The organism is Variovorax sp. LjRoot130, assembly GCF_964253755.1.
Lineage (GTDB): Bacteria > Pseudomonadota > Gammaproteobacteria > Burkholderiales > Burkholderiaceae_C > Variovorax.
This window is the reverse complement of record NZ_CAXURM020000001.1, coordinates 3,918,036-3,938,002: the sequence shown is the minus strand read 5'-3', so window position 1 is coordinate 3,938,002 and position 19,967 is coordinate 3,918,036. Positions and strand designations below refer to the sequence as shown.

Here is a 19,967-nt window from a genome sequence, read left to right as displayed (position 1 = left end):
CTCCTTTCAGCTCATCATGAGCTCTTGCGAACGCGCAGATACCACTCACACAACAGGCGGACCTGCTTGGCGGTGTAACCCTTCTGCACCATGCGGTTGACGAAATCCTCGTGCTTCTTCAGCTCGTCGGCACTGCTCTTGGCATTGAAGCTGATGACGGGCAGGAGCTCTTCGGTGTTGGAGAACATCTTCTTCTCGATCACCGTGCGCAGCTTCTCGTAGCTGGTCCATAGCGGGTTTTTGCCCGCGTTGCCGGCGCGCGCGCGCAGCACGAAGTTGACGATCTCGTTGCGGAAGTCCTTGGGATTGCTGATGCCCGCGGGCTTTTCGATCTTCTCGAGCTCGGCGTTGAGCGAGCCGCGGTCGAAGACTTCGCCGGTGTCCTGGTCGCGGTACTCCTGGTCCTGGATCCAGTAGTCGGCGTAGGTCACGTAGCGATCGAAGATGTTCTGGCCGTACTCGGAGTAGCTTTCCAGGTAGGCGGTCTGGATCTCCTTGCCGATGAACTCCGCATAGCGCGGCGCCATCAGCTCCTTGATGTAGGAGAGGTACTTCTGCTCGGTCTCGGGCGCGAACTGCTCGCGCTCGATCTGCTGTTCGAGCACATACATGAGGTGCACCGGATTGGCGGCAACCTCGCTGCTGTCGAAGTTGAAGACCTTGGAGATGATCTTGAACGCGAAGCGGGTCGATACGCCGCTCATGCCCTCGTCGACGCCGGCGTAGTCGCGGTACTCCTGGATCGACTTGGCCTTGGGATCGGTGTCCTTGAGGTTGTCGCCGTCGTAGACCTGCATCTTGCTGAAGATGCTGGAGTTCTCCGGCTCCTTGAGCCGCGTCAGCACCGAGAACTGGGCCATCATGCGCATCGTTCCGGGCGCGCAGGGCGCCAGCGAGAGCGAGGAGTTGCGCACCAGCTTCTCGTAGATCTTGATCTCTTCGGAGACGCGCAGGCAGTACGGCACCTTGACGATGTAGATTCGGTCGAGGAAAGCCTCGTTGTTCTTGTTGTTGCGGAAGGCCTTCCATTCGCTTTCGTTGCTGTGGGCCAGCACGATGCCGTCGAAGGGAATGGCGCCGAAGCCTTCGGTGCCCTTGAAGTTGCCTTCCTGCGTGGCGGTCAGGAGCGGATGCAGCACCTTGATGGGCGCCTTGAACATCTCGACGAATTCCAGCAGGCCCTGGTTGGCCAGGCACAGGCCGCCGGAGTAGGCGTAGGCGTCGGGGTCGTCCTGCGCGAAGGTCTCGAGCTTGCGGATGTCGATCTTGCCGACCAGCGAGGAGATGTCCTGGTTGTTCTCGTCGCCCGGCTCGGTCTTGGCCACGGCGATCTGCCGCAGCACCGAGGGATAGCGCTTGACGATCTGGAACTGCCGGATGTCGCCGCCGTACTCCTCGAGCCGCTTCACGGCCCAGGGCGACAGGATGCGCTGCAGGTAGCGGCGCGGGATGCCGTATTCCTTCTCGAGGATCTCCCCGTCTTCCGCGGCGTCGAAGAGACCGAGCGGCGACTCGTTGACCGGCGATCCCTTGATCGAATAGAAGGGCACCTGCTCCATCAGCTGCTTCAGGCGCTCCGCGATCGAGCTCTTGCCCCCGCCGACGGGACCGAGCAGGTAGAGGATCTGTTTCTTCTCTTCCAGGCCCTGTGCGGCGTGCCGGAAGTACGAGACCACCTGCTCGATTGCATCTTCCATGCCATAGAACTCCCTGAACGCAGGGTAGATCTTGATGACCTTGTTGGCGAAGATGCGCGACAGGCGCGGGTCGTTGCGCGTGTCGACCAACTCGGGTTCCCCGATCGCCTGGAGCATGCGCTCGGCGGCCGTCGCGTAAGCCCCGGGCTCGCGCTTGCAGATCTCAAGATATTCCTGCAGGGACAGGACCTCTTCGCGGGTCCGCTCGTAGCGGGCGGCGAAGTTACTGACGACATCCATAGACACCTCCATCGAGTCAGCGGGGCGCTGCCCGGAGTTTCCGTGCTGCACACGTTGCATCGTTCGCAGGAATGGTGCCAGGTATGGTGTGCACGCTTCGGATTCACTCCTCAAGCAGGAACTTGGTCAAAGCATAGAACAAAGAGCGCGTCCAGCAAATTGCTTTTCAAATAAGAATTGGCGCGTTGTTTAAAAGTTCCAACGAGAAACCGGAAGCATTAGTCAGATCGACCGAAAAATGTGTGACGCGCGAAGTCGGCCCGGGGCAGGCTCTTCGTCGATCGTGCACGCAGGTTCTTTTCATATGCCTTGAAACAGCAGTCGGGATACAACGCCCCGCCCTTGGTTATAGGCTACGCGCGACGTGAAAGCATCAGTAGTAGGCCGGTTGCTCGAACGGCCGCGAGGAAAACAGCCTGCCGCTACTCGACCTTGCCGATCTTCCGGACGGCCTCGGTCATCATGGCGGCATCGGCGTTCCAGTACGACTGGAACTCCGGAGCGTCGAGGTAGGCGATGGGACTGCCCGCCTTCTCGATGACCTGCGCCACCGCCGGGTCCGCGGCGGCCTTGGCCGAGGCCGCGCGCAGCCGCCGCACGATGTCGTCCGGCGTGGCGGCGGGAACGAAAAGTCCCGACCACTGCGCGAACTTCACCCTGAACCCCGACTGCTCGAAGCTCGGTATCTCGGGCAGCGCAGCCAACGGGCGCTCGCCCCAGTGCGCGAGTGCGCGCAGCTTGCCGGCCTTGATCTGCTGGACCACGGTCGACGGTCCGCTCGCGACCGCATCGACCTGCCCCGCGAGCAGCGCGACCACGGCGGGCCCCGCGCCGGTGTAGGGGATGTGGGTCATGCGGAAGCCGGCCGCATTCTTCAGCATCTCCATCGGCACGTGCATCGTGCCGTAGTTGCCCGAGCTGCCGTAGTTGTAAGCGCCGGGCTTGGCGCGCGCGTCGGCGATGAACTCCGCCAGCGTCTTCCACGGCGCGTCCGCGCGCACGACCAGGACCGTCGGATCGGCGGTGAAGCGCGCGATCGGCTTGAACTGGCTCGTCTGGTAGGCAGGCTTGCGCTCGAGGATGGCGTCGGCCTCCGGCAGGATGGAGATCGAGGACAGGCTCAGCAGCACGGTGTAGCCGTCGGCTGGTGCGCGGGCCGCGAAGCCGATCCCTACCGCGCCGCCTGCGCCGGCCTTGTTCTCGACGATCACGGATTGTTTCAGTTCGCGCGACAAGGCCTCGGCCACGGGCCGTGCCACCGTGTCCGCAACGCCGCCCGGCGGAAAAGGCACGACCATCGTGATCGGCTTGTCGGGCCAGCCTGGCTGCGCGATCGCCGCCATGGCCGTGGCGCAGCAGGCGGCCGCGAGGAACGCGGCGCGCAGCAGCGCGTGTGGGTATGCATGCATGAGCTTGTCTCCATTTGTTGTAATGGGTACGTCCGCTTTCAGGCGAAGCGGTTTTCCAGCGTGCCGAGCCCGTCGATCTCGATGCGTACCGTGTCGCCTGCCTTCAGGTACTGCGGCGGCGACAGTCCCATGCCGACGCCGGCCGGCGTGCCGGTGGCGATCACGTCGCCGGGATACAGGGAGATGCCGCGCGAACAAGTCTCGATCAGCGACGGAATGTCGAAGATGAAGTCGGTGGTCCGCGCATCCTGGCGGAGCTCGCCGTTGACCCAGCAGCGCACGCGGGTGCGCGTGCCGTCCAGCGTGTCGGCGCTCACGATCCAGGGCCCCATGGGGCAGAAGGTGTCGAAAGACTTGCCCAGGTCCCATTGCTGGTGGCGCATCTGCACGTCGCGCGCGGTGACATCGTTGACGATGGTGTAACCGAACACGTGCGACAGCGCCTCGTCGCGCGCGATGTTGCGGCCGCCCTTGCCGATGACCACGGCCAGCTCGGCTTCGTAATCGATCTGCGCCGACACCGACTCGCCCGGCAGCCGGACCTCGTCCTCTGGCCCGATCACGCATTCCGGCACCTTGGTGAACACGATCGGCCAGGCATCGGCTTTGGCCGTGTTGTTCCTGAAGACCGAGCCCGACAGCTCCTGGGCGTGCGCGTGGTAGTTGCGTCCCACGCAGAAGATGTTGCGGCGCGGCAGAGGCAGGGGGGCTTGGAGCCTTACTTTGCTCAGGGCAAGCGGCGCACCCGCAGGAGGCAAGGCCGCGCCGGAGGCTCGGTCTTCGATCAGGGACAGTGCGCCGCGTTGCACTTGGGCGTCGCTGAGTTCGAGCGGACTGACAGTCGCTCCGTCTTCCGAGACCAGGCCGACCTGGCGCCGGCCTTGATATTGATAGGTGGCAATGCGCAAAATGATCTCCTTATGGAGACCAAATGCTACCAATCGAGTACCAAGTGCACAATAGCGTCGCGCGCGCCGCGGTTGATACGATCGGCGCACTCCTCCATTTCATCCACCCAGCTTCGCGACCGTGTACAGCGCCCTGACCCTGCGGGAAGCCATTCTCGAAAACCTGAAATCGCGCACCTGGCGAGCCGGCCATCGCCTGCCGACCGAGCGCGAACTGTGCGGGCAGTTCGGGCTCAGCCGCGGGGCGGTGCGCCGCGTGCTGGCGGACCTGAAGGGGCGGGGCTTGATCACCCAGACGGTGGGCAGCGGGACCTATGTCAGCGAAGCGGTTGCGCAGGCGCTCGCGGAGCTCAGCCATGGCGAGTCGCCGCTCGCGACCAGTCCTGCCGAACTGATGAGCGCGCGCCTGGTGCTCGAGCCCGCGATCATCGCGATGGTGGTCGGCAATGCCACGGCCGCCGATTTCGCCCGGATGGAAGAGTGCTGCGACAGGGGCGAGGCGGCCGCGAGCCTCGAGGAATTCGAGCTATGGGACGGCAGGCTGCACGAGGCCATCGCCGGCGCCGCCCACAACGCCTTCATCTCGGCCGTGTTCCAGCGCATGAACGAGGTGCGCGCGCAAAGCGAGTGGGGGATGCTCAAGCGCCGCAGCGCGACGCCGGAGCGTCGGCTCGACTACCAGCGCGAGCATCGCGAGCTGGTCGCCGCGCTCAAGGACCGCGACGGCGCGCGCGCCGTGCAGCTCTGCCTGGAGCACCTGACGCACGTGCGTCGCAACCTGCTGGGGTACTGAGGGCCCGGACAAACCCGGCCTCGCATTGACCCGCTCGCCGGCGGCCGCTATTCTGGTTTTCAATTGGCACTGTTTGGTACCAATTCTTACCAATCCTTGGAGAAGGCCGTGAAAAGACTTGCCGCAGGCTGGCTGTTCAAGAAGACGGTCTGGAGGTACGTCGCCGCGGCACTGCTCCTCGTGATCGCGCCGTGGACAGCGGCCCAGGATTACCCCTCGCGCCCCGTGCGCATCGTCGTTCCCTTCGCTGCCGGCGGGCCCGCCGACGTTTACGCGCGCTTCATCGCCACGCGGCTCCAGGAAGCGCTCGGCCAGGGTTTCGTGGTGGACAACCGGCCCGGTGCGGGCTCGGTGATCGGCACCGATGCCGTGGCCAAGAGCCCGGCGGACGGCTACACGCTGCTGTTGATGTCCAACGCGCACACGGTCAACGAGTCGCTGATCCCGAACAAGCCCTTTCAGCTGATGCGCGACTTCCTGCCGGTTGCGGCGCTCAACTATTCCGACCTCGTGCTCGTCACCCGCAGCGGCTTGCCGGTGAACGATCTGGCCCAGCTGATCGCGCTGGCGAAGTCGAAGCCCGGTGCCTTGTCCTATGCGTCGTCGGGGCCCGGGACGCCGTATCACATGGCCGGCGAACTCTTCAAGGCGATGGCCGGTGTGTCGATCCTGCACATTCCCTACCGCGGTAGCGCCGGCGCGCGCACCGATGTGCTGGGCGGCCAGGTCGACATGATGTTCGACGCCGTGCCGACGATGGTGGAGCATGCGCGCGCCGGCAAGGTGAAGGCGATCGCCACCACGGGGTTGACGCGCTCCGCCGTGACGCCCGAAGTACCGACCGTCGCCGAGGCCGGCGTTCCGCGGTACGAGGCGACCATCTGGCTCGGCCTGATGGCACCCCGGGGCACGCCTGCAGCCGTCGTCGATCGGCTGAATGCCGAGGTCGTGAAGATCGTGTCCAACCCCGAGGTCGTGCGCGCGTGGAAGGCGCAGGGTGCGACGCCGATGGCCATGAACCCGGTGGAGTTCACCCGCTACATGAACGAAGACATCGAGAAATGGGCCCACATCGTGAAGATCTCCGGCGCCAAGGCCGACCAATGAACCTTCTTTGCGCGGGCGCCGCGCAGGGCCTGGTCAAGGCCTTGCAGGATGCGTTTTTCGAGGCCACGGGCGAAAAGGTGGAAGGCCGTTTCGGCGCCGTCGGTGCGATGAAGGAGGCGCTGCTGGCGGGCGAGCCCTGCGACGTGATGATCGTCACCGCGTCGATGGTCGTGGCACTGCAGGCCGACGGCCGGCTGGTGCCGGGCAGCGAAGCGGCGCTGGGGCGCGTGCGCACCGGCGTCGCCGCGCGAAGCGGCGAGCCGCTGCCCGCCATCGCGACGCCCGAGGCGCTGAAGGCCAGCCTGCTCGCGGCCACCGCCATCTATTTCCCCGACGCCGAGCGCTCGACCGCGGGCATCCATTTCGCCTCGGTGCTGGCCAGGCTGGGGATCGCGGACATCGTGTCACCGCGCCTTCGCACCTTCCCGAACGGCGCGACGGCGATGCGCGCACTGGCTGCGGCGCCGGAGCCGGGCGCCATCGGCTGCACGCAGATCACGGAGATCAACTACACGCCCGGGATCGCGCTGGTGGGCGCCTTGCCCGAAGCCTTCGAACTCGCGACCGTCTACACCGCGGCGGCGAGCGTCAACGCCGTTGAGCCCGAGTCGGCCCGGCGCTTCATCGAATGGATCGCGGGGCCCCGCTCGCGCGCGCTGCGGGAGCAGGGCGGCTTCGAACCTTAGGCTCGAGCCGTCAGCTGAAGAACTCCTTGGCCTTGTCGAACCAGCCCTTGTCGGTTGGGCTGTGCTTGTCGCCGCCCTTCTTGAGCGATTCGTCGAGTTCTTTCAGCAACTTGCGCTGGTGCTCGGTGAGCTTGACCGGCGTCTCCACGCGGATGTGGCAGTAGAGGTCGCCCGGGTAGCTGGAGCGCACGCCCTTGACACCCTTGCCGCGCAGGCGGAACTGCTTGCCGCTCTGCGTGCCGTCGGGGATGTCGATGGCGGCCGCGCCCTTGAGCGTGGGCACGTTGATCTCGCCGCCGAGCGCGGCGGTGGTGATGCTGACCGGCACGACGCAGTGCAGGTCGTCGCCGTCGCGCTCGAACAGTTCGTGCTTCTTGAGCCGGATCTCAATATAGAGGTCGCCGGGCGGCCCGCCGTTGGTGCCGGGCTCGCCGTTGCCGGTGCTGCGGATGCGCATGCCGTCGTCGATGCCGGCCGGGATCTTGACCTCGAGCGTCTTGTTGTTCTTGATCTTTCCCTGGCCGTGGCAGGTGGTGCAGGGCTCGGGAATGATCTTGCCGGTGCCGTGGCAGGTCGGGCAGGTCTGCTGCACGCTGAAGAAACCCTGGCGCATCTGCACCGCGCCCTGGCCGTGGCAGGTGGTGCAGGTGATGGGCTTGGTGCCGGGCTTGGCGCCCGTGCCCTTGCAGGTGCCGCAGTCGTCCCAGCTCGGGATGCGGATCTGCGCTTCCTTGCCTTCGGCCGCTTCCTCGAGCGTGACTTCCATCGCGTAGCTCAGGTCGCTGCCGCGGAACACCTGGCGCCCGCCCTGGCGGCCGCCGCGGCCGCCGAACACGTCGCCGAAGATGTCGCCGAAGGCTTCCGCGAAGCCGCCGAAGCCTTCCGCGCCCGGCCCGCCGCGCATGTTGGGGTCGACGCCCGCATGGCCGTACTGGTCGTAGGCGGCGCGCTTCTGCGCGTCCGACAGCATCTCGTAGGCTTCCTTGACCTCCTTGAACTTGGCCTCGGCTTCCTTGCCGGTGTCGCCATGGTTGCGGTCGGGATGGTGCTTCATCGCGAGCTTGCGATAAGCCTTCTTGATTTCTTCCTCGCTGGCGTTCTTCGGGACGCCGAGGGTTTCGTAGTAGTCGCGTTTGGTGGCCATGGTCGGTGGGCTTGGGGGCGAAAACGGAAAAAGGCCGGACCGCCTTGTCAGGAGATCCAGCCTTGCATCAGGGTCGAAAAATCAACCCTTCTTGACTTCCTTGACCTCGGCGTCGACCACGTTGTCGTCGGCTGGAGCGCTTGCAGCTTCCGGGCCAGCGCCCGCCGCGCCGCCCGCGGCCCCGGCGGCCGCCTGGGCGTCGGCGTACATTTTCTCGCCGAGCTTCTGGCTGGCCGTCATCAGCGTGTTGGTCTTTTCCTCGATCGCTGCCTTGTCGTCGCCCTTCAGGACTTCTTCCAACTCCTTGATGGCGGTCTCGATCTTTTCCTTCTCGCCGGCATCCAGGCTCGCGCCGTGTTCGCCGAGCGACTTCTTCACGCTGTGCGCCATCGCTTCGCCCTGGTTGCGGGCCTGGGCGAGCTCGACCTTCTTCTTGTCCTCGGCGGCGTTGAGCTCGGCGTCCTTCACCATCTTCTGGATCTCGTCCTCGGAGAGGCCCGAGTTCGCCTTGATGGTGATCTTGTTTTCCTTGCCGGTGCCCTTGTCCTTGGCGCCGACGTGCAGGATGCCGTTGGCATCGATGTCGAAGCTCACCTCGATCTGCGGCGTGCCGCGCGCGGCCGGCGGAATGCCTTCGAGGTTGAATTCGCCGAGCAGCTTGTTGCCCGAGGCGATCTCGCGTTCGCCCTGGAACACCTTGATCGTCACGGCCGGCTGGTTGTCTTCCGCGGTCGAGAAGGTCTGCGCGAACTTGGTCGGGATCGTGGTGTTCTTCGTGATCATCTTGGTCATCACGCCGCCCATGGTCTCGATGCCGAGCGACAGCGGGGTCACGTCGAGCAAGAGCACGTCCTTGCGGTCGCCCGAGAGCACCTGGCCCTGGATCGCGGCGCCGACGGCCACGGCCTCGTCGGGGTTCACGTCCTTGCGCGGCTCCTTGCCGAAGAATTCCTTCACCTTCTCCTGCACCTTGGGCATGCGGGTCATGCCGCCGACCAGGATCACGTCGCTGATGTCGTTCACGCTGACGCCGGCATCCTTGATGGCGGTGCGGCAGGGCGCGATGGTGCGCTCGATCAGCTCTTCGACCAGCGATTCGAACTTGGCGCGCGTGAGCTTGATGTTCAGATGCTTCGGGCCCGAGGCATCGGCCGTGATGTAGGGCAGGTTGATGTCAGTCTGCGCGCTGTTCGAGAGTTCGATCTTGGCCTTCTCGGCCGCTTCCTTCAGGCGCTGCAGCGCGAGCACGTCCTTGCTGAGGTCGACGCCCTGGTCCTTCTTGAACTCGCCGATGATGTAGTCGATCACGCGCTGGTCGAAGTCCTCGCCGCCGAGGAAGGTGTCGCCGTTGGTCGACAGCACTTCGAACTGCTTCTCGCCGTCGACATCGGCGATCTCGATGATCGAGATGTCGAAGGTGCCGCCGCCCAGGTCGTACACGGCGATCTTGCGGTCGGCCTTGTCCTGCTTGTCGAGGCCGAAGGCGAGGGCCGCCGCGGTCGGCTCGTTGATGATGCGCTTCACGTCCAGCCCGGCGATGCGGCCGGCATCCTTGGTGGCCTGGCGCTGGCTGTCGTTGAAGTAGGCGGGGACGGTGATCACGGCCTCGGTGACGGGCTCGCCGAGGTAGTCTTCGGCGGTCTTCTTCATCTTGCGCAGGATTTCCGCGCTGATCTGCTGGGGAGCGAGCTTCTTGCCGCGCACTTCGACCCAGGCATCGCCGTTGTCGGCCTTGGTGATCGTGTAGGGCATCAGGTCGATGTCCTTCTGCACTTCCTTTTCCTCGAACTTGCGGCCGATCAGGCGCTTGACGGCGTAGATCGTGTTCTTGGGGTTGGTGACGGCCTGGCGCTTGGCCGAGGCGCCGACCAGCACTTCGCCGTCTTCCTGGTACGCAACGATCGACGGCGTGGTGCGCGCGCCTTCCGAGTTCTCGATCACGCGGGTCGTGTTGCCTTCCATGATCGACACGCACGAGTTGGTGGTGCCGAGGTCGATGCCGATGATTTTGGCCATGATGTTGTTACTCCTGAATGCGAAAAATATGTTGTTGTGAACTTGTGGATAACCCGGCTCGATTCAAGGGACGGAGCGGGGATTTCCTGTGGGTTTCGTGTGATTCAGTTAGGGGCGCTGACGGTCACCAGCGCAGGTCGCAGCACGCGGTCGGCGATGGTGTAGCCCTTCTGCAGAACGCCCACGATGGTGTTGGGCTCCTGCCCCTCGACCGGCACGACCGAGATCGCCTGATGCTGGTGCGGATCGAACTTGCTGGCCTGGGCCGGCGCGATCTCGATCACCTTGTTGCGTTCCAGCGCGCTCTTGAGCTGGCGCAGCGTGGCTTCGGCGCCTTCGCGGACCTGCTCGGGCGTGGCGTCCTTGTGGTTCAGGCCGGCTTCGAGGCTGTCCAGCACCGGCAGCAGGCTTTCGGCGAAGGACTCGATGGCGAACTTGCGGCCCTTGCTCACCTCCTCGTCGGCGCGGCGGCGCGCGTTCTGCACGTCGGCCTGCGCGCGCAGGTACTGGTCGGCCAGTTCGGCGTTCTTGGCCCGAAGCTCGGCGATCTCGGCCGTGGCGGCTGCCAGCGCGTCGGCCTCGTTGGCGGCTTGCGCGGCTTCCAGCTCTTCGGGGCTGGGCTCGCCCTGCAGGAAGTTCTCTGGATTCGATTGGGGGTTTTGCGGGTCTGACATGCTCAAAAAGCCGGCGTCCACGCCGGAAAACAAAACAATAGCGGGCCAGATGGGGCTGGGTGCGGGGTTTTCAAGGCAAAAAAATGCGCCCATCCAGGCGCATTTCGCTCGGGGCGGCGGTGCCGCCCGTTCAGTGGGCGTCGAGCAGCTCGACGTCGAACTTCAAGGTTGCATTCGGGGGAATCACGCCGCCGGCGCCGCGTGCGCCGTAGCCGAGGGCGGGCGGGATGATCAGGGTGCGCTGGCCGCCGATCTTCATGCCGGCGACGCCTTCGTCCCAGCCCTTGATGACCTGGCCGGCGCCCAGCGAGAAGGCGAAGGGGTCGTTGCGGTCGCGGCTGGAATCGAACTTGGCGCCCTGCACGCCGTCGTTGTAGAGCCAGCCGGTGTAGTGCACATGCACGTGCTGGCCGGCCTTGGCTTCGGCGCCGTCGCCGACGGTGGTGTCTTCGTACTGCAGGCCGGAGGGAGTGATGGGCATGAGATGCTCCTTTGGGGGATGAAGGAAAAAGGCCCGCAGTTTAACGAGGCGCCGGATTCGGCCCGAGTGCGGGTGCAGGCACGGCAGGCGCCGCCTTCTTGACCTGGTTCACCTGCCACTTCACGGCAAAGGCCTGGAGGTCGGACAGGCGCTTGAGCAAGTCCTGCCCGCTCAACGTGAGGCTGTAGCCCTCGCTGCCGTGGTTCACGATGCCGGCTTCGCGCAGCTCCTTGATGCGGGTGTTGAGGGTGTTGGGCGTGATGTTGCCGACGCTGTCCTGCAGCAGGCGGAAGGTCTGGGCATGGCCGTCACGCAGTGCCCAGAGCACGCGCAGTGCATAGCGGGCTTCCAGCAGCGCAAGCAATTGGTTGACGGCCGCGTTTTCCTTGCTACTCATCGAACAACATCTCCTCGGGGCGGCGGCTGCTGCACGGCGCTGTGGCGCCGCGCGTTTTTTATGTTGGGTGCTGGACCACTCGGATCGGGCCGGCGACTATATCCCAGAAGGCAGCTTGCTACAAGTTTTATAGCTATGCAATGAAGCCGGCTGCGGGTCGCAGCGGCAGCGCCTTCAGGAGGTCGAATGGTTGGCCATGAATTCGCCGAGCCGGATCGCGCCTGCCGGCGCCCATGCCGGGTTGAAGACGAGCGGCGGCGGCGGGAACAGCATCACGACCGTGGATCCGAGCAGGAAGCGGCCCATCTCTTCGCCCTTCTTGAGCACGATCTGGCGGTCGGCGTAGTCCCATTCGCGCACCTCGCCGCCGCGCGGCGGGTTGACCACGCCATGCCACACGGTCGCCATGCTGCCGACGATGGTGGCGCCGACCAGCACCAGCACGAAGGGGCCGCGCGCCGACTCGAAGACGCACACCACGCGCTCGTTGCGCGCGAAGAGGCCGGGCACGCCGCGCGCCGTGGCCGGGTTGACCGAGAACAGCTCGCCCGGCACATAGACCATGCGCAGCAGGCGCCCGTCGCAGGGCATGTGGATGCGGTGATAGTCCTTCGGGCTCAGATAGAGCGTGGCGAAACTGCCGTGCTCGAACTGCGCCGCCAGCACCGCATCGCCGCCGACCAGCGCGGTGATGGTGTAGCTGTGGCCCTTGGCCTGGAAGATCTGGTCGCCCTCGATGGGGCCGAACTGGCTGATCGCGCCGTCGACCGGCGACACCAGGTCGGCTTGCGCGATCGGGCGCGCGCCGGGCTTCAGGGCCCGGGTGAAGAACTCGTTGAAGCTCGGGTAGCTCGCGATGTCGCTGTCCAGCGCCTCGCCCATGTCGACGCCGTACTTGGCGACGAAGCGGCGGATGATCCAGGTCGTGACCGCACCGCGCTCCTTGCCCGCGACCCAGCCGGCAAACGAAGTCAGCGCCTGTTTGGGAAAGAGGTACTGCGGCAGGGCGAAGAGGCGGTCGGACAAGAAGGCGCTTCCAAAAAGGGGAAGGCGATTCTATCGAGCGCCCCGCCTGTCGCCAGTGGGACGGCGGCTACTCCGCCTTGATCGCCGCCGCCTTGATCACTTGCGCCCATTTTTCGACCTCGGCCTTCTGGAAGGCGGCGATCTGCGCGGTCGTCATGTCGGCCGGTTCCATGCCGAAGCCCTTGAGCTTGTCCTGCATCTCGGGCTGGGCGAGGATCTTGCGGATCTCGGTGTGCAGGCGATCGACCACCGGCGCCGGAGTCCCGGCCGGCACGAAGATGGCCTGCCAGGACAGCACCTCGAAGTCCTTCAGGCCCGGCAGGCCCGACTCCGCCACCGTCGGCACGTCCGGCATCGAGGCCAGCCGCTTGGCCGAGCTGACCGCGATCGCGCGCAGCTTGCCGCTCTGGATGTGCGGGCCGGCCACCACGGTGGTGTCGAACATCATGTCGACCTGGCCGCCGATCACGTCCTGGATCGCAGGGCCGCTGCCCTTGTAGGGCACGTGCGTGAACTTGACGCCCGACTTGTACGACAGCAGCTCCAGCGTCAGATGCTGCGAGGTGCCGGTGCCGGCCGAAGCGGACGAGAGCCCGCCCGACTTGGTCTTGCTGGCCTCCAGCACATCCTTCAGCGTCTTGTAGGGGCTCGCCTGGTTGACCACCAGCACCACCGGGTTGGTGCCGATCAGCGTGACCGGCGCAAAGGACTTCTGCGGGTCGTAGCCGATCTTGGGGTAGAGGCTCACGTTGATCGCGTGCGAGCTGATGGTGCCGCCCAGCATCGTGTAGCCGTCGGGCGCGGCGCGCGACGCGATCTCCGAACCGACGCTGCCGCCGGCACCGCCCTTGTTGTCGATCACGATGCTGGTGCCCAGCACGGGCCCGAGCTTCTGGCCGATCAGGCGGCCGAGCACGTCGGTGGTGCCGCCGGCCGGGAAGGGCACGAGGTAGGTGATGGCCTTGCCGCTCGGCCATTGGCCTTGAGCGAAAGCGGGCAGGGCGGGCAGGCCCGCGGCGAGCGAGGCGATGGCGGTCTGGATGAGGGTGCGGCGTTGCATGACAGTGTCTCCTTGGCGTTCAGGTGCAAAAAACTCAGCGCGAGCTCACGGCAGCTCGACGATCTCGACCCAGTTCGGGTTCTTGCCCAGCGGCAGTCGCTGGGGCGTGCCGAGGGCACCGCTCGCAGCGTCGATCGGGTGCACCGAGGCGCTGTGGGACTCCTGGCCGACGGCGATCAGGAAACGGCTGCTCGGATCGATGGCGAAGCCGCGCGGCGTCTTCTCGGTCGGTGTCTGGCCCAGCGCTTGCAGCCGGCCGGTCGAGGCGTCGACCTTGAAGCCCGACAGCGTGCTGGACGTGCGCTCCGATGCGTAGAGATAGCGGCCGTCGGGCGTGAGATGAAGATCGGCGGCCCAGGGCTTGCCGGTGAAGCCCGCGGGCAGCACGGTGGCGCTCTGCTGGAGTTGCAGCGTGCCGCGGGCGGCGTCCCAGGCATACACATGCAGGCCGGCGTCGAGCTCGTTCAGCAGGTACACGTTGCGCTGCGCCTTGTCCCAGACGAAGTGGCGCGGTCCCGACTTCGCCGCGCCGGTCGTCAGCGGCGGGTCGTTGGGCGACAAGACGCCGGTCTGGGCGTCGAAGCGCCAGCTCGAGACGTTGTCGCCGCCCAGGCTGGTCGCCAGCACGAAGCGATTGCCGGCATCGGCGTGAATCGCGTGTGCGTTGGGTGTCGTGGGAAGCAACTGCTGGATCGGGCCGACGTTGCCCGCCTTGTCGATGCTGTTGACCGTGATCTTGTGCCCTGGGTAGGAAGCCGCGAACAGCCAGCGCCCCGTGGCGTCGGTGTCGATGTTGGCCATGCTGTCGGCCAGCGGCGCCTCGCCCAGCTTCTTCAGCTTGCCGCTGGTGCCATCGATCGCGAAACTCGCGACGCGAAAGGGCTGCGAGCGAAGTGCGGCGTACAGGAAGCGCTTGTCGGGGCTCACGGCCATTGGCATCACCATGCCGCCGACGTTCACCGACTCCACAGGCTTCAGCGTGCCCTGGCCGCGGTCGAGCTCGAGCACGGAGATCTCCTGGCTGTCCGCATTGGACACGTAGACCCAGGTGGCGGCCGAAACGTTGCCGCCGATCGCGGCGAGTCCGGGCACGAGCAGCAGCGCGAGGCGGCGCAGCGCGCGAGAAGTGATGGCTGGATGCATGTTTTTCTTCCTTAGGGGTTCAGCCGGTTCAAGGCATGTACTGGCCGCCGTTGACTTCGAGAATCTGGCCCGTCACGTAGCTCGAAAGCTGCTCCGAGGCGAGGTAGAGAAAGGCGCCCACGCAGTCGTCGGGCTCGCCGATGCGGGCCATCGGGATCGTGGCCTTGAAGGACTCGAGCATCTGGGGCGTCGAGAACTGGTCGTGGAAGGGCGTCTGGATCACGCCCGGCGCCACCGCGTTGACGCGGATGCGGTCGAGTGCAAGCTCCTTGGCCAGGCCGCGGGTCGCCGTGCTGACGAAGCCCTTGGCGCCGGCATACAGGTAGGCGCCGGGCCCGCCGCCGTGGCGCGCCGCGACCGACGAGACATTGATGATGCTGCCGCCGCGGCCCTGTGCGCGCATCAGCGGCACCACTTCGCGGCAGAAGGCGAGCACCGAGCGCGCGTTGATGTGCAGCACCTCGTCGAAGAGCGCGTCGTCGAAGTCGGCGATCGGCACGCGCTTGACCAGGCTGCCGGCGTTGTTGACAAGGACGTCGATGCCGCCAAGTCGTGCGACGGTTTCGCGCACCACGCGCCGGATCGCTTCGGTGTCGCGCACGTCGCCCTGCAACGCGAAGGCTTCGCCGCCGGCGGCGGTGATCGCGTCCACCACCTCCTTCGCGGGGCCGGCCGAGCGGTTGTAGTGGACGGCCACGCGCATGCCGCGCGCCGCGTAGGCCCGTGCGACGGCGGCACCGATGCCGGTGCTGGCGCCCGTGACGAGGGCGGTCTTGCCTTTCAGATCTTCCATGCGATTCTCCTTTTCAGGTGACGGGCGCCGGGTTGAACAGCACCAGCGCGTTGTGCAGCTTCCAGTGCTCGGCCCAGGTCTTCTTGCGGCCACTTGCCACGTCGAGCATCAGCCGGAACAGCTCCCAGCCCACGTCTTCGATCGTGGCTTCGCCGTCGGCGATGCGGCCGGCGTTGACGTCCATCAGGTCGTGCCAGCGGCGCGCGAGATCGCTGCGCGTGGCGACCTTGATCACCGGCACCTCGGCCAGCCCGTAGGGCGTGCCGCGGCCGGTGGTGAACACGTGCAGGTTGATGCCGGCCGCGAGCTGCAGCGTGCCGCAAATGAAGTCGCTGGCCGGCGTGGCGGCATAGAGCAGGCCCTTCTGCCGCGCCTTCTCGCCCGGCGCGACGACGCCCGAGATCGGCGAGCTGCCCGACTTCACGATCGAGCCCATCGCCTTCTCGACGATGTTGGAGAGCCCGCCCTTCTTGTTGCCGGGCGTGGTGTTGGCGCTGCGGTCGACGCGGCCCTTGTCGAGGTAGGCGTCGTACCAGGCCATCTCGCGGATCATCGCCTCGGCCACCTCGGGCGTGGTCGCGCGCGAGGTGAGCTGGTCGATGCCGTCGCGCACCTCGGTCACCTCCGAGAACATCACGGTCGCGCCGGCGCGCACCAGCAGGTCGGTGCAGAAGCCGACCGCCGGGTTGGCCGTGACGCCCGAGAAGGCATCGCTGCCGCCGCACTGCACGCCGACCACCAGCTCGCTGGCGGGCACGGTTTCGCGCCGGCGGGCGTTGAGGCGCTCGAGATGCTCCTCGGCCTGGCGCAGGATCGAATCGACCATCGACATGAAGCCGATGTGCGCCTCGTCCTGCAGGCACACCACGTCCAGCCCGGTCTCCGCGCTGGCGCCGACGTCGGCCACGTTGCGTTCGTCGATCAAGGGAATCGTGCCGGGCGGCATCAGGCGCTCGGGCTGCAGCTTCTCGCAGCCCAGGCTCACCACCATCACCTCGCCGCCGAAGTTGGGGTTGAGGCTGATGTTGCGCAGCGTGCGGATCGGAATGATCGCGTCGGGCGCATCGATCGCAACGCCGCAGCCATAGCCGTGCTCCAGCGCCACCACGTCGTCGACGTTCGGAAACTTCGGCAGCAGCTCGGCCTTGATGCGCTGCACGGCGAACTCGGTCACGCCGGCCACGCACTGCACGGTCTGGGTGATGGCCAGGATGTTTCGGGATCCGACCGAGCCGTCGGGATTGCGGTAGCCCTCGAAGGTGTAGCCCTCGAGCGGCGCCTGCGGCGGCGGCTTGACGGTGGCGATCGGCAGGCCTTCGAGCTCCCGTGCGGCGGGCATCTTCAAGAGCCGCTCGTGCACCCAGCTGCCGGCGGCGATGGGCTTCAGCGCATAGCCGATCACGACGTCGTAGCGCCGCACCTCGCCGCCTTCGGGAATGTCGACCAGCGCCACCTTGTGCGCCTGCGGCACCTTCTCGACCAGCGCCAGGCCCGAGGGGAACACGGTGCCGGCAGGCAGCCCGCCGTCGTTGGCCACGATCGCGACGTTGTCGCGCTCGTGCATGGTGATGTAGAGGGGTTCGCTCATTTGGGTGCGGAGAAGAGCTCGGGCAGCCACAGGGAGAAGGCCGGCACGTAGGTCACGAGCATCAGGCACACCAGCAGCGCCCCGTAGAAGGGCCAGATCGATCGCATCACCTGCCCGACCGACACCCCCCCGATGGCGCAGCCGATGAACTGCGTGGTGCCGACCGGCGGCGTGTTCAGGCCGAGCGCGCAGTTGATCAGCATGACGATGCCGAACTGTACCGGGCTCATGCCGAACTGCATCGCGATCGGCAGGAAGATCGGCGTGCAGATCAGGATCGTGGCGGCCATGTCGAGGAAGGTGCCCAGCACGAACAGCAGCACGTTGATCATCAGGAAGATGACCCACGGGCTGCTCGAGACCGAGGTCATCAGTTCGCCGGTTTTCTGCGGCACCTCGTACAGCGCCATGAAGTAGCCGAAGGCCGAGGAGATGCCGATCAGCAGCAGCACCACGCCGGTGGTCTTGCAGGCCTTGGCGCAGGCCTTCAGAAAATCCTGCCAGCTGAGCGACCGGTACACCAGCACCGTGACGCCCAGCGCCCACAGCACGGCGGTGGCTGCCGACTCGGTGGCGGTGAACACCCCCGACAGGATGCCGACGAGGATGATCGCGACGATCAGCAGCCCGGGCAGCGCGCCGATGAAGGCCGCCAGCACCTCGCCCCAGCCGGGGAAAGCGCCGCGGATCGGGTAGCCGCGCTTGATCGCCACGTAATACGCCGCCCCCAGATTGCACAGCGTCAGGATCAGCGCCGGAATCATCCCCGCCAGGATCAGGCTCAGCACGCTGACCGAGGCGATGCCGGTGGTGGCCAGTGTGAAGATGATGAGGTTGTGCGAGGTCGGCATCAGCGCGCCGACCAGCGCCGCGTGCGTGGTGACGTTGACCGCATAGTCCGCGTCGTAGCCCTCGCGCTTCATCAGCGGGATCATCACCGAGCCCATGGCCGACACGTCGGCCACCGGCGAGCCCGCCACGCCGCCGAACAGCGTGCAGCCGATCACGTTGCTCATGCCGAGCCCGCCGCGCACATGGCCGATCAGGCTGTTGGCAAAGCGCACGATGCGTTGCGCGATGCCGCCGTAGAGCATCAGCTCGCCGGCGAACACGAAGAAGGGGATGGCCAGGAACGAGAAGATCTGCATCCCGCCGACCATCTTCTGGAACACCACCGCCACCGGCAGACCGGCGTAGAGCACGGTGGCGACCGAGGCGAGGCCGATCGAGAACGCGACCGGCACGCCGAGGACCAGCAGCGCGAGAAAACTAAGAGAGAGAACAATCAATTCCACGCCGGCACCACTTCCTCGTCACGCAGCAGTGCCACGATGTGTTCAACCGAAAACAGAACGATCAACATGCCCGCGATCACGAGCGCCAGGTAGTCCATGCCCACCGGAATGCCCAGCATGGGCTTGATGTCGCTCCACTTGAGCCGGGTCCAGAGCCAGCCGCTGGAAACCATGATGGCGCCGAACAGCGCCACCAGCGCGTGGATCAGGATCTCGATCTTGAGGCGCAGCGACTCCGGCAACAGGGCGACCAGCGAATCCAGGCCGATGTGGCCGGCATCGCGCACGCCGACCGCCACGCCCAGCGCGGTGACGTACAGCACCAGCTGCAGCGCGAGGCCCTCGGCCCAGACCGGCGTGTCGTTGAAGAGGTAGCGCCCGACCACCTGGTACTGCACGCACACGATGATGGCGATCAGCAGCACCACCGCCAGCATCAGGCTGGCCTTGGACAGCAGCGCGCACACGCGCGAGTACGCATGGCGCGAGGGCGGGCGCGAGGTTTCGGATTCGGCCGGCCCGTCGATCACTTGTTGTCCTGGATCGCCTTGACCAGGCGCTGCAGGTCCGGCGTGGAGATGAACTTGGCGTACACCGGTGCCATGGCGGCGCGGAACGAGGCCTTGTCGACGTCGGACACGATGGTGGCGCCGCCCTTGGTGACCACCTCGAGCGACTTGGCCTCCTGCTCGTCCCACTTCTTGCGCTGGAACGCGACCGATTCCTTGGCCGCGGCGCGGAACATGTCCTGCTCGGCCTTGGGCAGCTTGTCATAGACGGCTTTGGACATCACCAGCATCTCGGGCGCCATCGAATGCTCGGTGCGCGAATAGAACTTGACGGCCTCGTAGTGCTTGAAGCCGTCATAGGACGGGATGTTGTTCTCCGCGGCGTCGATCAGCCCGGTCTTGAGGCCGGTGTAGACCTCGCCGATCGGCACCGGCGTGGCATTGGCGCCCATGGCGTTGATCAGCGACACCCACAGGTCGGATTGCTGCACGCGGATCTTCATGCCCTTGGTGTCGGCCAGCGACTTCACCGGCTTCTTGGCGTAGATCGAGCGCGCGCCGCTGTCGTAGAAGGCCAGGCCGACCAGGCCCTCGGGCTCGCAGCTCTTCAGGATCTCCTCGCCGGCCGGGCCGTCGAGCGACTTGCGCATGTGGGCGATCGAGTCGAACAGGAAGGGCATTGTCGGCACCAGCGTCTTGGCGCACAGCGAGTTCAGCGGGCTGATGTTGACGCGGGTCATCTCCAGCGCGCCGATCTTCACCTGGTCGATGGTTTCCTTTTCGGTCCCCAGCGCGCCCTTGTTGAAGACCTTGATCTTGTATTTGCCGTTGCTGCGCTTGTCGAGCAGCTCGCTCATGTACTTGACCGCGGCCACGGTCGGGTAGTCGTCGCTGTTGTGCACATCGGCCGAACGGAATTCGACGGCGTGCGCGGCCACGCCCAAGGCGGCGGCCGCCAGGGCGATCAGGGTGCGGGTGTATGTCATTTGTCTTCCTCTTTG

At 66.0% G+C, this 19,967-nt stretch carries 19 protein-coding genes; 3 read left to right on the top strand and 16 right to left on the bottom strand.

Translation table 11 applies throughout. The features are described 5' to 3' along the window. Positions 1 to 14: 14 nt before the first annotated feature. The 3 genes from ACSQ86_RS19620 to ACSQ86_RS19610 all read right to left on the bottom strand — a co-directional run bounded on the left by ACSQ86_RS19620 (position 15) and on the right by ACSQ86_RS19610 (position 4,254). On the bottom strand, positions 15 to 1,937 hold the full coding sequence (locus ACSQ86_RS19620) for a PrkA family serine protein kinase (RefSeq protein WP_093103189.1): 1,923 nt from the start codon (positions 1,935 to 1,937) through the stop codon (positions 15 to 17). Between the two features lie 422 nt (positions 1,938 to 2,359). Then, positions 2,360 to 3,346, bottom strand: a complete 987-nt coding sequence (locus ACSQ86_RS19615; RefSeq protein ID WP_436296347.1) for a tripartite tricarboxylate transporter substrate binding protein — start codon at positions 3,344 to 3,346, stop codon at positions 2,360 to 2,362. A 38-nt stretch (positions 3,347 to 3,384) separates the two neighbouring features. Continuing rightward, positions 3,385 to 4,254 (bottom strand): fumarylacetoacetate hydrolase family protein, encoded by an 870-nt coding sequence (locus tag ACSQ86_RS19610; RefSeq protein ID WP_093103192.1) that lies wholly within the window; start codon positions 4,252 to 4,254, stop codon positions 3,385 to 3,387. 121 nt (positions 4,255 to 4,375) lie between these two features. Here ACSQ86_RS19610 and ACSQ86_RS19605 point away from each other — a divergent pair, with 121 nt between their 5' ends. The 3 genes from ACSQ86_RS19605 to ACSQ86_RS19595 all read left to right on the top strand — a co-directional run bounded on the left by ACSQ86_RS19605 (position 4,376) and on the right by ACSQ86_RS19595 (position 6,840). Next, positions 4,376 to 5,047: a FadR/GntR family transcriptional regulator gene (locus ACSQ86_RS19605; RefSeq protein ID WP_436291042.1), complete on the top strand. Its 672-nt coding sequence runs from the start codon at positions 4,376 to 4,378 to the stop codon at positions 5,045 to 5,047. Between the two features lie 108 nt (positions 5,048 to 5,155). Further along, positions 5,156 to 6,154 carry a tripartite tricarboxylate transporter substrate binding protein gene (locus ACSQ86_RS19600; RefSeq protein ID WP_436304727.1) on the top strand — a complete coding sequence of 333 codons (999 nt, stop codon included), beginning with the start codon at positions 5,156 to 5,158 and terminating at the stop codon, positions 6,152 to 6,154. Beyond that, on the top strand, positions 6,151 to 6,840 hold the full coding sequence (locus tag ACSQ86_RS19595; protein WP_436309463.1) for a molybdate ABC transporter substrate-binding protein: 690 nt from the start codon (positions 6,151 to 6,153) through the stop codon (positions 6,838 to 6,840). Before ACSQ86_RS19600 ends, ACSQ86_RS19595 begins: the two co-directional genes overlap by 4 nt. Positions 6,841 to 6,850: 10 nt before the next feature. Here the strand turns inward: ACSQ86_RS19595 and dnaJ are convergent, their stop codons facing one another. The 13 genes from dnaJ to ACSQ86_RS19530 form a co-directional block, all read right to left on the bottom strand. Continuing rightward, positions 6,851 to 7,984 (bottom strand): molecular chaperone DnaJ, encoded by a 1,134-nt coding sequence (gene dnaJ / locus ACSQ86_RS19590; RefSeq protein WP_093103197.1) that lies wholly within the window; start codon positions 7,982 to 7,984, stop codon positions 6,851 to 6,853. 81 nt (positions 7,985 to 8,065) lie between these two features. Next, complete coding sequence (gene dnaK, locus ACSQ86_RS19585; protein ID WP_093103199.1) at positions 8,066 to 10,000, bottom strand: molecular chaperone DnaK; 1,935 nt, start codon at positions 9,998 to 10,000, stop codon at positions 8,066 to 8,068. A 104-nt stretch (positions 10,001 to 10,104) separates the two neighbouring features. Then, complete coding sequence (gene grpE, locus ACSQ86_RS19580; RefSeq protein ID WP_093103200.1) at positions 10,105 to 10,674, bottom strand: nucleotide exchange factor GrpE; 570 nt, start codon at positions 10,672 to 10,674, stop codon at positions 10,105 to 10,107. 130 nt (positions 10,675 to 10,804) lie between these two features. Then, entirely contained in the window at positions 10,805 to 11,155 is a 351-nt protein-coding gene (locus ACSQ86_RS19575; protein WP_093103202.1) for an FKBP-type peptidyl-prolyl cis-trans isomerase, read from the bottom strand. A gap of 40 nt (positions 11,156 to 11,195) precedes the next feature. Then, positions 11,196 to 11,552, bottom strand: coding sequence for a winged helix-turn-helix transcriptional regulator (locus tag ACSQ86_RS19570; RefSeq protein WP_436304725.1), 357 nt, complete (start codon positions 11,550 to 11,552; stop codon positions 11,196 to 11,198). Positions 11,553 to 11,726: 174 nt separating this feature from the next. Then, positions 11,727 to 12,578: an archaetidylserine decarboxylase gene (asd, locus tag ACSQ86_RS19565; protein ID WP_436304724.1), complete on the bottom strand. Its 852-nt coding sequence runs from the start codon at positions 12,576 to 12,578 to the stop codon at positions 11,727 to 11,729. A 67-nt stretch (positions 12,579 to 12,645) separates the two neighbouring features. Continuing rightward, positions 12,646 to 13,638, bottom strand: a complete 993-nt coding sequence (locus ACSQ86_RS19560; protein ID WP_436309462.1) for a Bug family tripartite tricarboxylate transporter substrate binding protein — start codon at positions 13,636 to 13,638, stop codon at positions 12,646 to 12,648. A 45-nt stretch (positions 13,639 to 13,683) separates the two neighbouring features. Then, a complete protein-coding gene (locus tag ACSQ86_RS19555) occupies positions 13,684 to 14,781 on the bottom strand; it encodes a lactonase family protein (RefSeq protein ID WP_436304722.1) in 1,098 nt (365 codons plus the stop codon). Positions 14,782 to 14,809: 28 nt separating this feature from the next. After that, a complete protein-coding gene (locus ACSQ86_RS19550) occupies positions 14,810 to 15,574 on the bottom strand; it encodes an SDR family NAD(P)-dependent oxidoreductase (RefSeq protein ID WP_093103209.1) in 765 nt (254 codons plus the stop codon). A 13-nt stretch (positions 15,575 to 15,587) separates the two neighbouring features. Next, the gene (garD, locus tag ACSQ86_RS19545) at positions 15,588 to 17,162 is read right to left on the bottom strand and encodes a galactarate dehydratase (RefSeq protein ID WP_093103211.1); all 1,575 of its coding nucleotides are present in this window, start codon (positions 17,160 to 17,162) and stop codon (positions 15,588 to 15,590) included. Next, the gene (locus ACSQ86_RS19540; protein ID WP_436291048.1) at positions 17,159 to 18,457 is read right to left on the bottom strand and encodes a TRAP transporter large permease; all 1,299 of its coding nucleotides are present in this window, start codon (positions 18,455 to 18,457) and stop codon (positions 17,159 to 17,161) included. The genes garD and ACSQ86_RS19540 overlap by 4 nt, the downstream gene beginning before the upstream one ends. Beyond that, positions 18,448 to 18,987: a TRAP transporter small permease gene (locus tag ACSQ86_RS19535; RefSeq protein WP_436304721.1), complete on the bottom strand. Its 540-nt coding sequence runs from the start codon at positions 18,985 to 18,987 to the stop codon at positions 18,448 to 18,450. The genes ACSQ86_RS19540 and ACSQ86_RS19535 overlap by 10 nt, the downstream gene beginning before the upstream one ends. Beyond that, positions 18,984 to 19,952 carry a TRAP transporter substrate-binding protein gene (locus ACSQ86_RS19530; RefSeq protein ID WP_093103214.1) on the bottom strand — a complete coding sequence of 323 codons (969 nt, stop codon included), beginning with the start codon at positions 19,950 to 19,952 and terminating at the stop codon, positions 18,984 to 18,986. Before ACSQ86_RS19530 ends, ACSQ86_RS19535 begins: the two co-directional genes overlap by 4 nt. Between the last annotated feature and the right edge of the window lie 15 nt (positions 19,953 to 19,967).

What these genes read in the sequence shown, in the direction of transcription:
- dnaJ (WP_093103197.1), bottom strand. Translation starts at nt 7,984, where the DNA reads ATGGCCACCAAACGCGACTACTACGAAACCCTCGGCGTCCCGAAGAAC.
- dnaK (WP_093103199.1), bottom strand. Translation starts at nt 10,000, where the DNA reads ATGGCCAAAATCATCGGCATCGACCTCGGCACCACCAACTCGTGCGTG.
- ACSQ86_RS19560 (WP_436309462.1), bottom strand. Translation starts at nt 13,638, where the DNA reads ATGCAACGCCGCACCCTCATCCAGACCGCCATCGCCTCGCTCGCCGCG.
- ACSQ86_RS19575 (WP_093103202.1), bottom strand. Translation starts at nt 11,155, where the DNA reads ATGCCCATCACTCCCTCCGGCCTGCAGTACGAAGACACCACCGTCGGC.
- ACSQ86_RS19595 (WP_436309463.1), top strand. Translation starts at nt 6,151, where the DNA reads ATGAACCTTCTTTGCGCGGGCGCCGCGCAGGGCCTGGTCAAGGCCTTG.
- ACSQ86_RS19550 (WP_093103209.1), bottom strand. Translation starts at nt 15,574, where the DNA reads ATGGAAGATCTGAAAGGCAAGACCGCCCTCGTCACGGGCGCCAGCACC.
- grpE (WP_093103200.1), bottom strand. Translation starts at nt 10,674, where the DNA reads ATGTCAGACCCGCAAAACCCCCAATCGAATCCAGAGAACTTCCTGCAG.
- garD (WP_093103211.1), bottom strand. Translation starts at nt 17,162, where the DNA reads ATGAGCGAACCCCTCTACATCACCATGCACGAGCGCGACAACGTCGCG.
- ACSQ86_RS19620 (WP_093103189.1), bottom strand. Translation starts at nt 1,937, where the DNA reads ATGGATGTCGTCAGTAACTTCGCCGCCCGCTACGAGCGGACCCGCGAA.
- ACSQ86_RS19555 (WP_436304722.1), bottom strand. Translation starts at nt 14,781, where the DNA reads ATGCATCCAGCCATCACTTCTCGCGCGCTGCGCCGCCTCGCGCTGCTG.
- ACSQ86_RS19530 (WP_093103214.1), bottom strand. Translation starts at nt 19,952, where the DNA reads ATGACATACACCCGCACCCTGATCGCCCTGGCGGCCGCCGCCTTGGGC.
- ACSQ86_RS19615 (WP_436296347.1), bottom strand. Translation starts at nt 3,346, where the DNA reads ATGCATGCATACCCACACGCGCTGCTGCGCGCCGCGTTCCTCGCGGCC.
- ACSQ86_RS19570 (WP_436304725.1), bottom strand. Translation starts at nt 11,552, where the DNA reads ATGAGTAGCAAGGAAAACGCGGCCGTCAACCAATTGCTTGCGCTGCTG.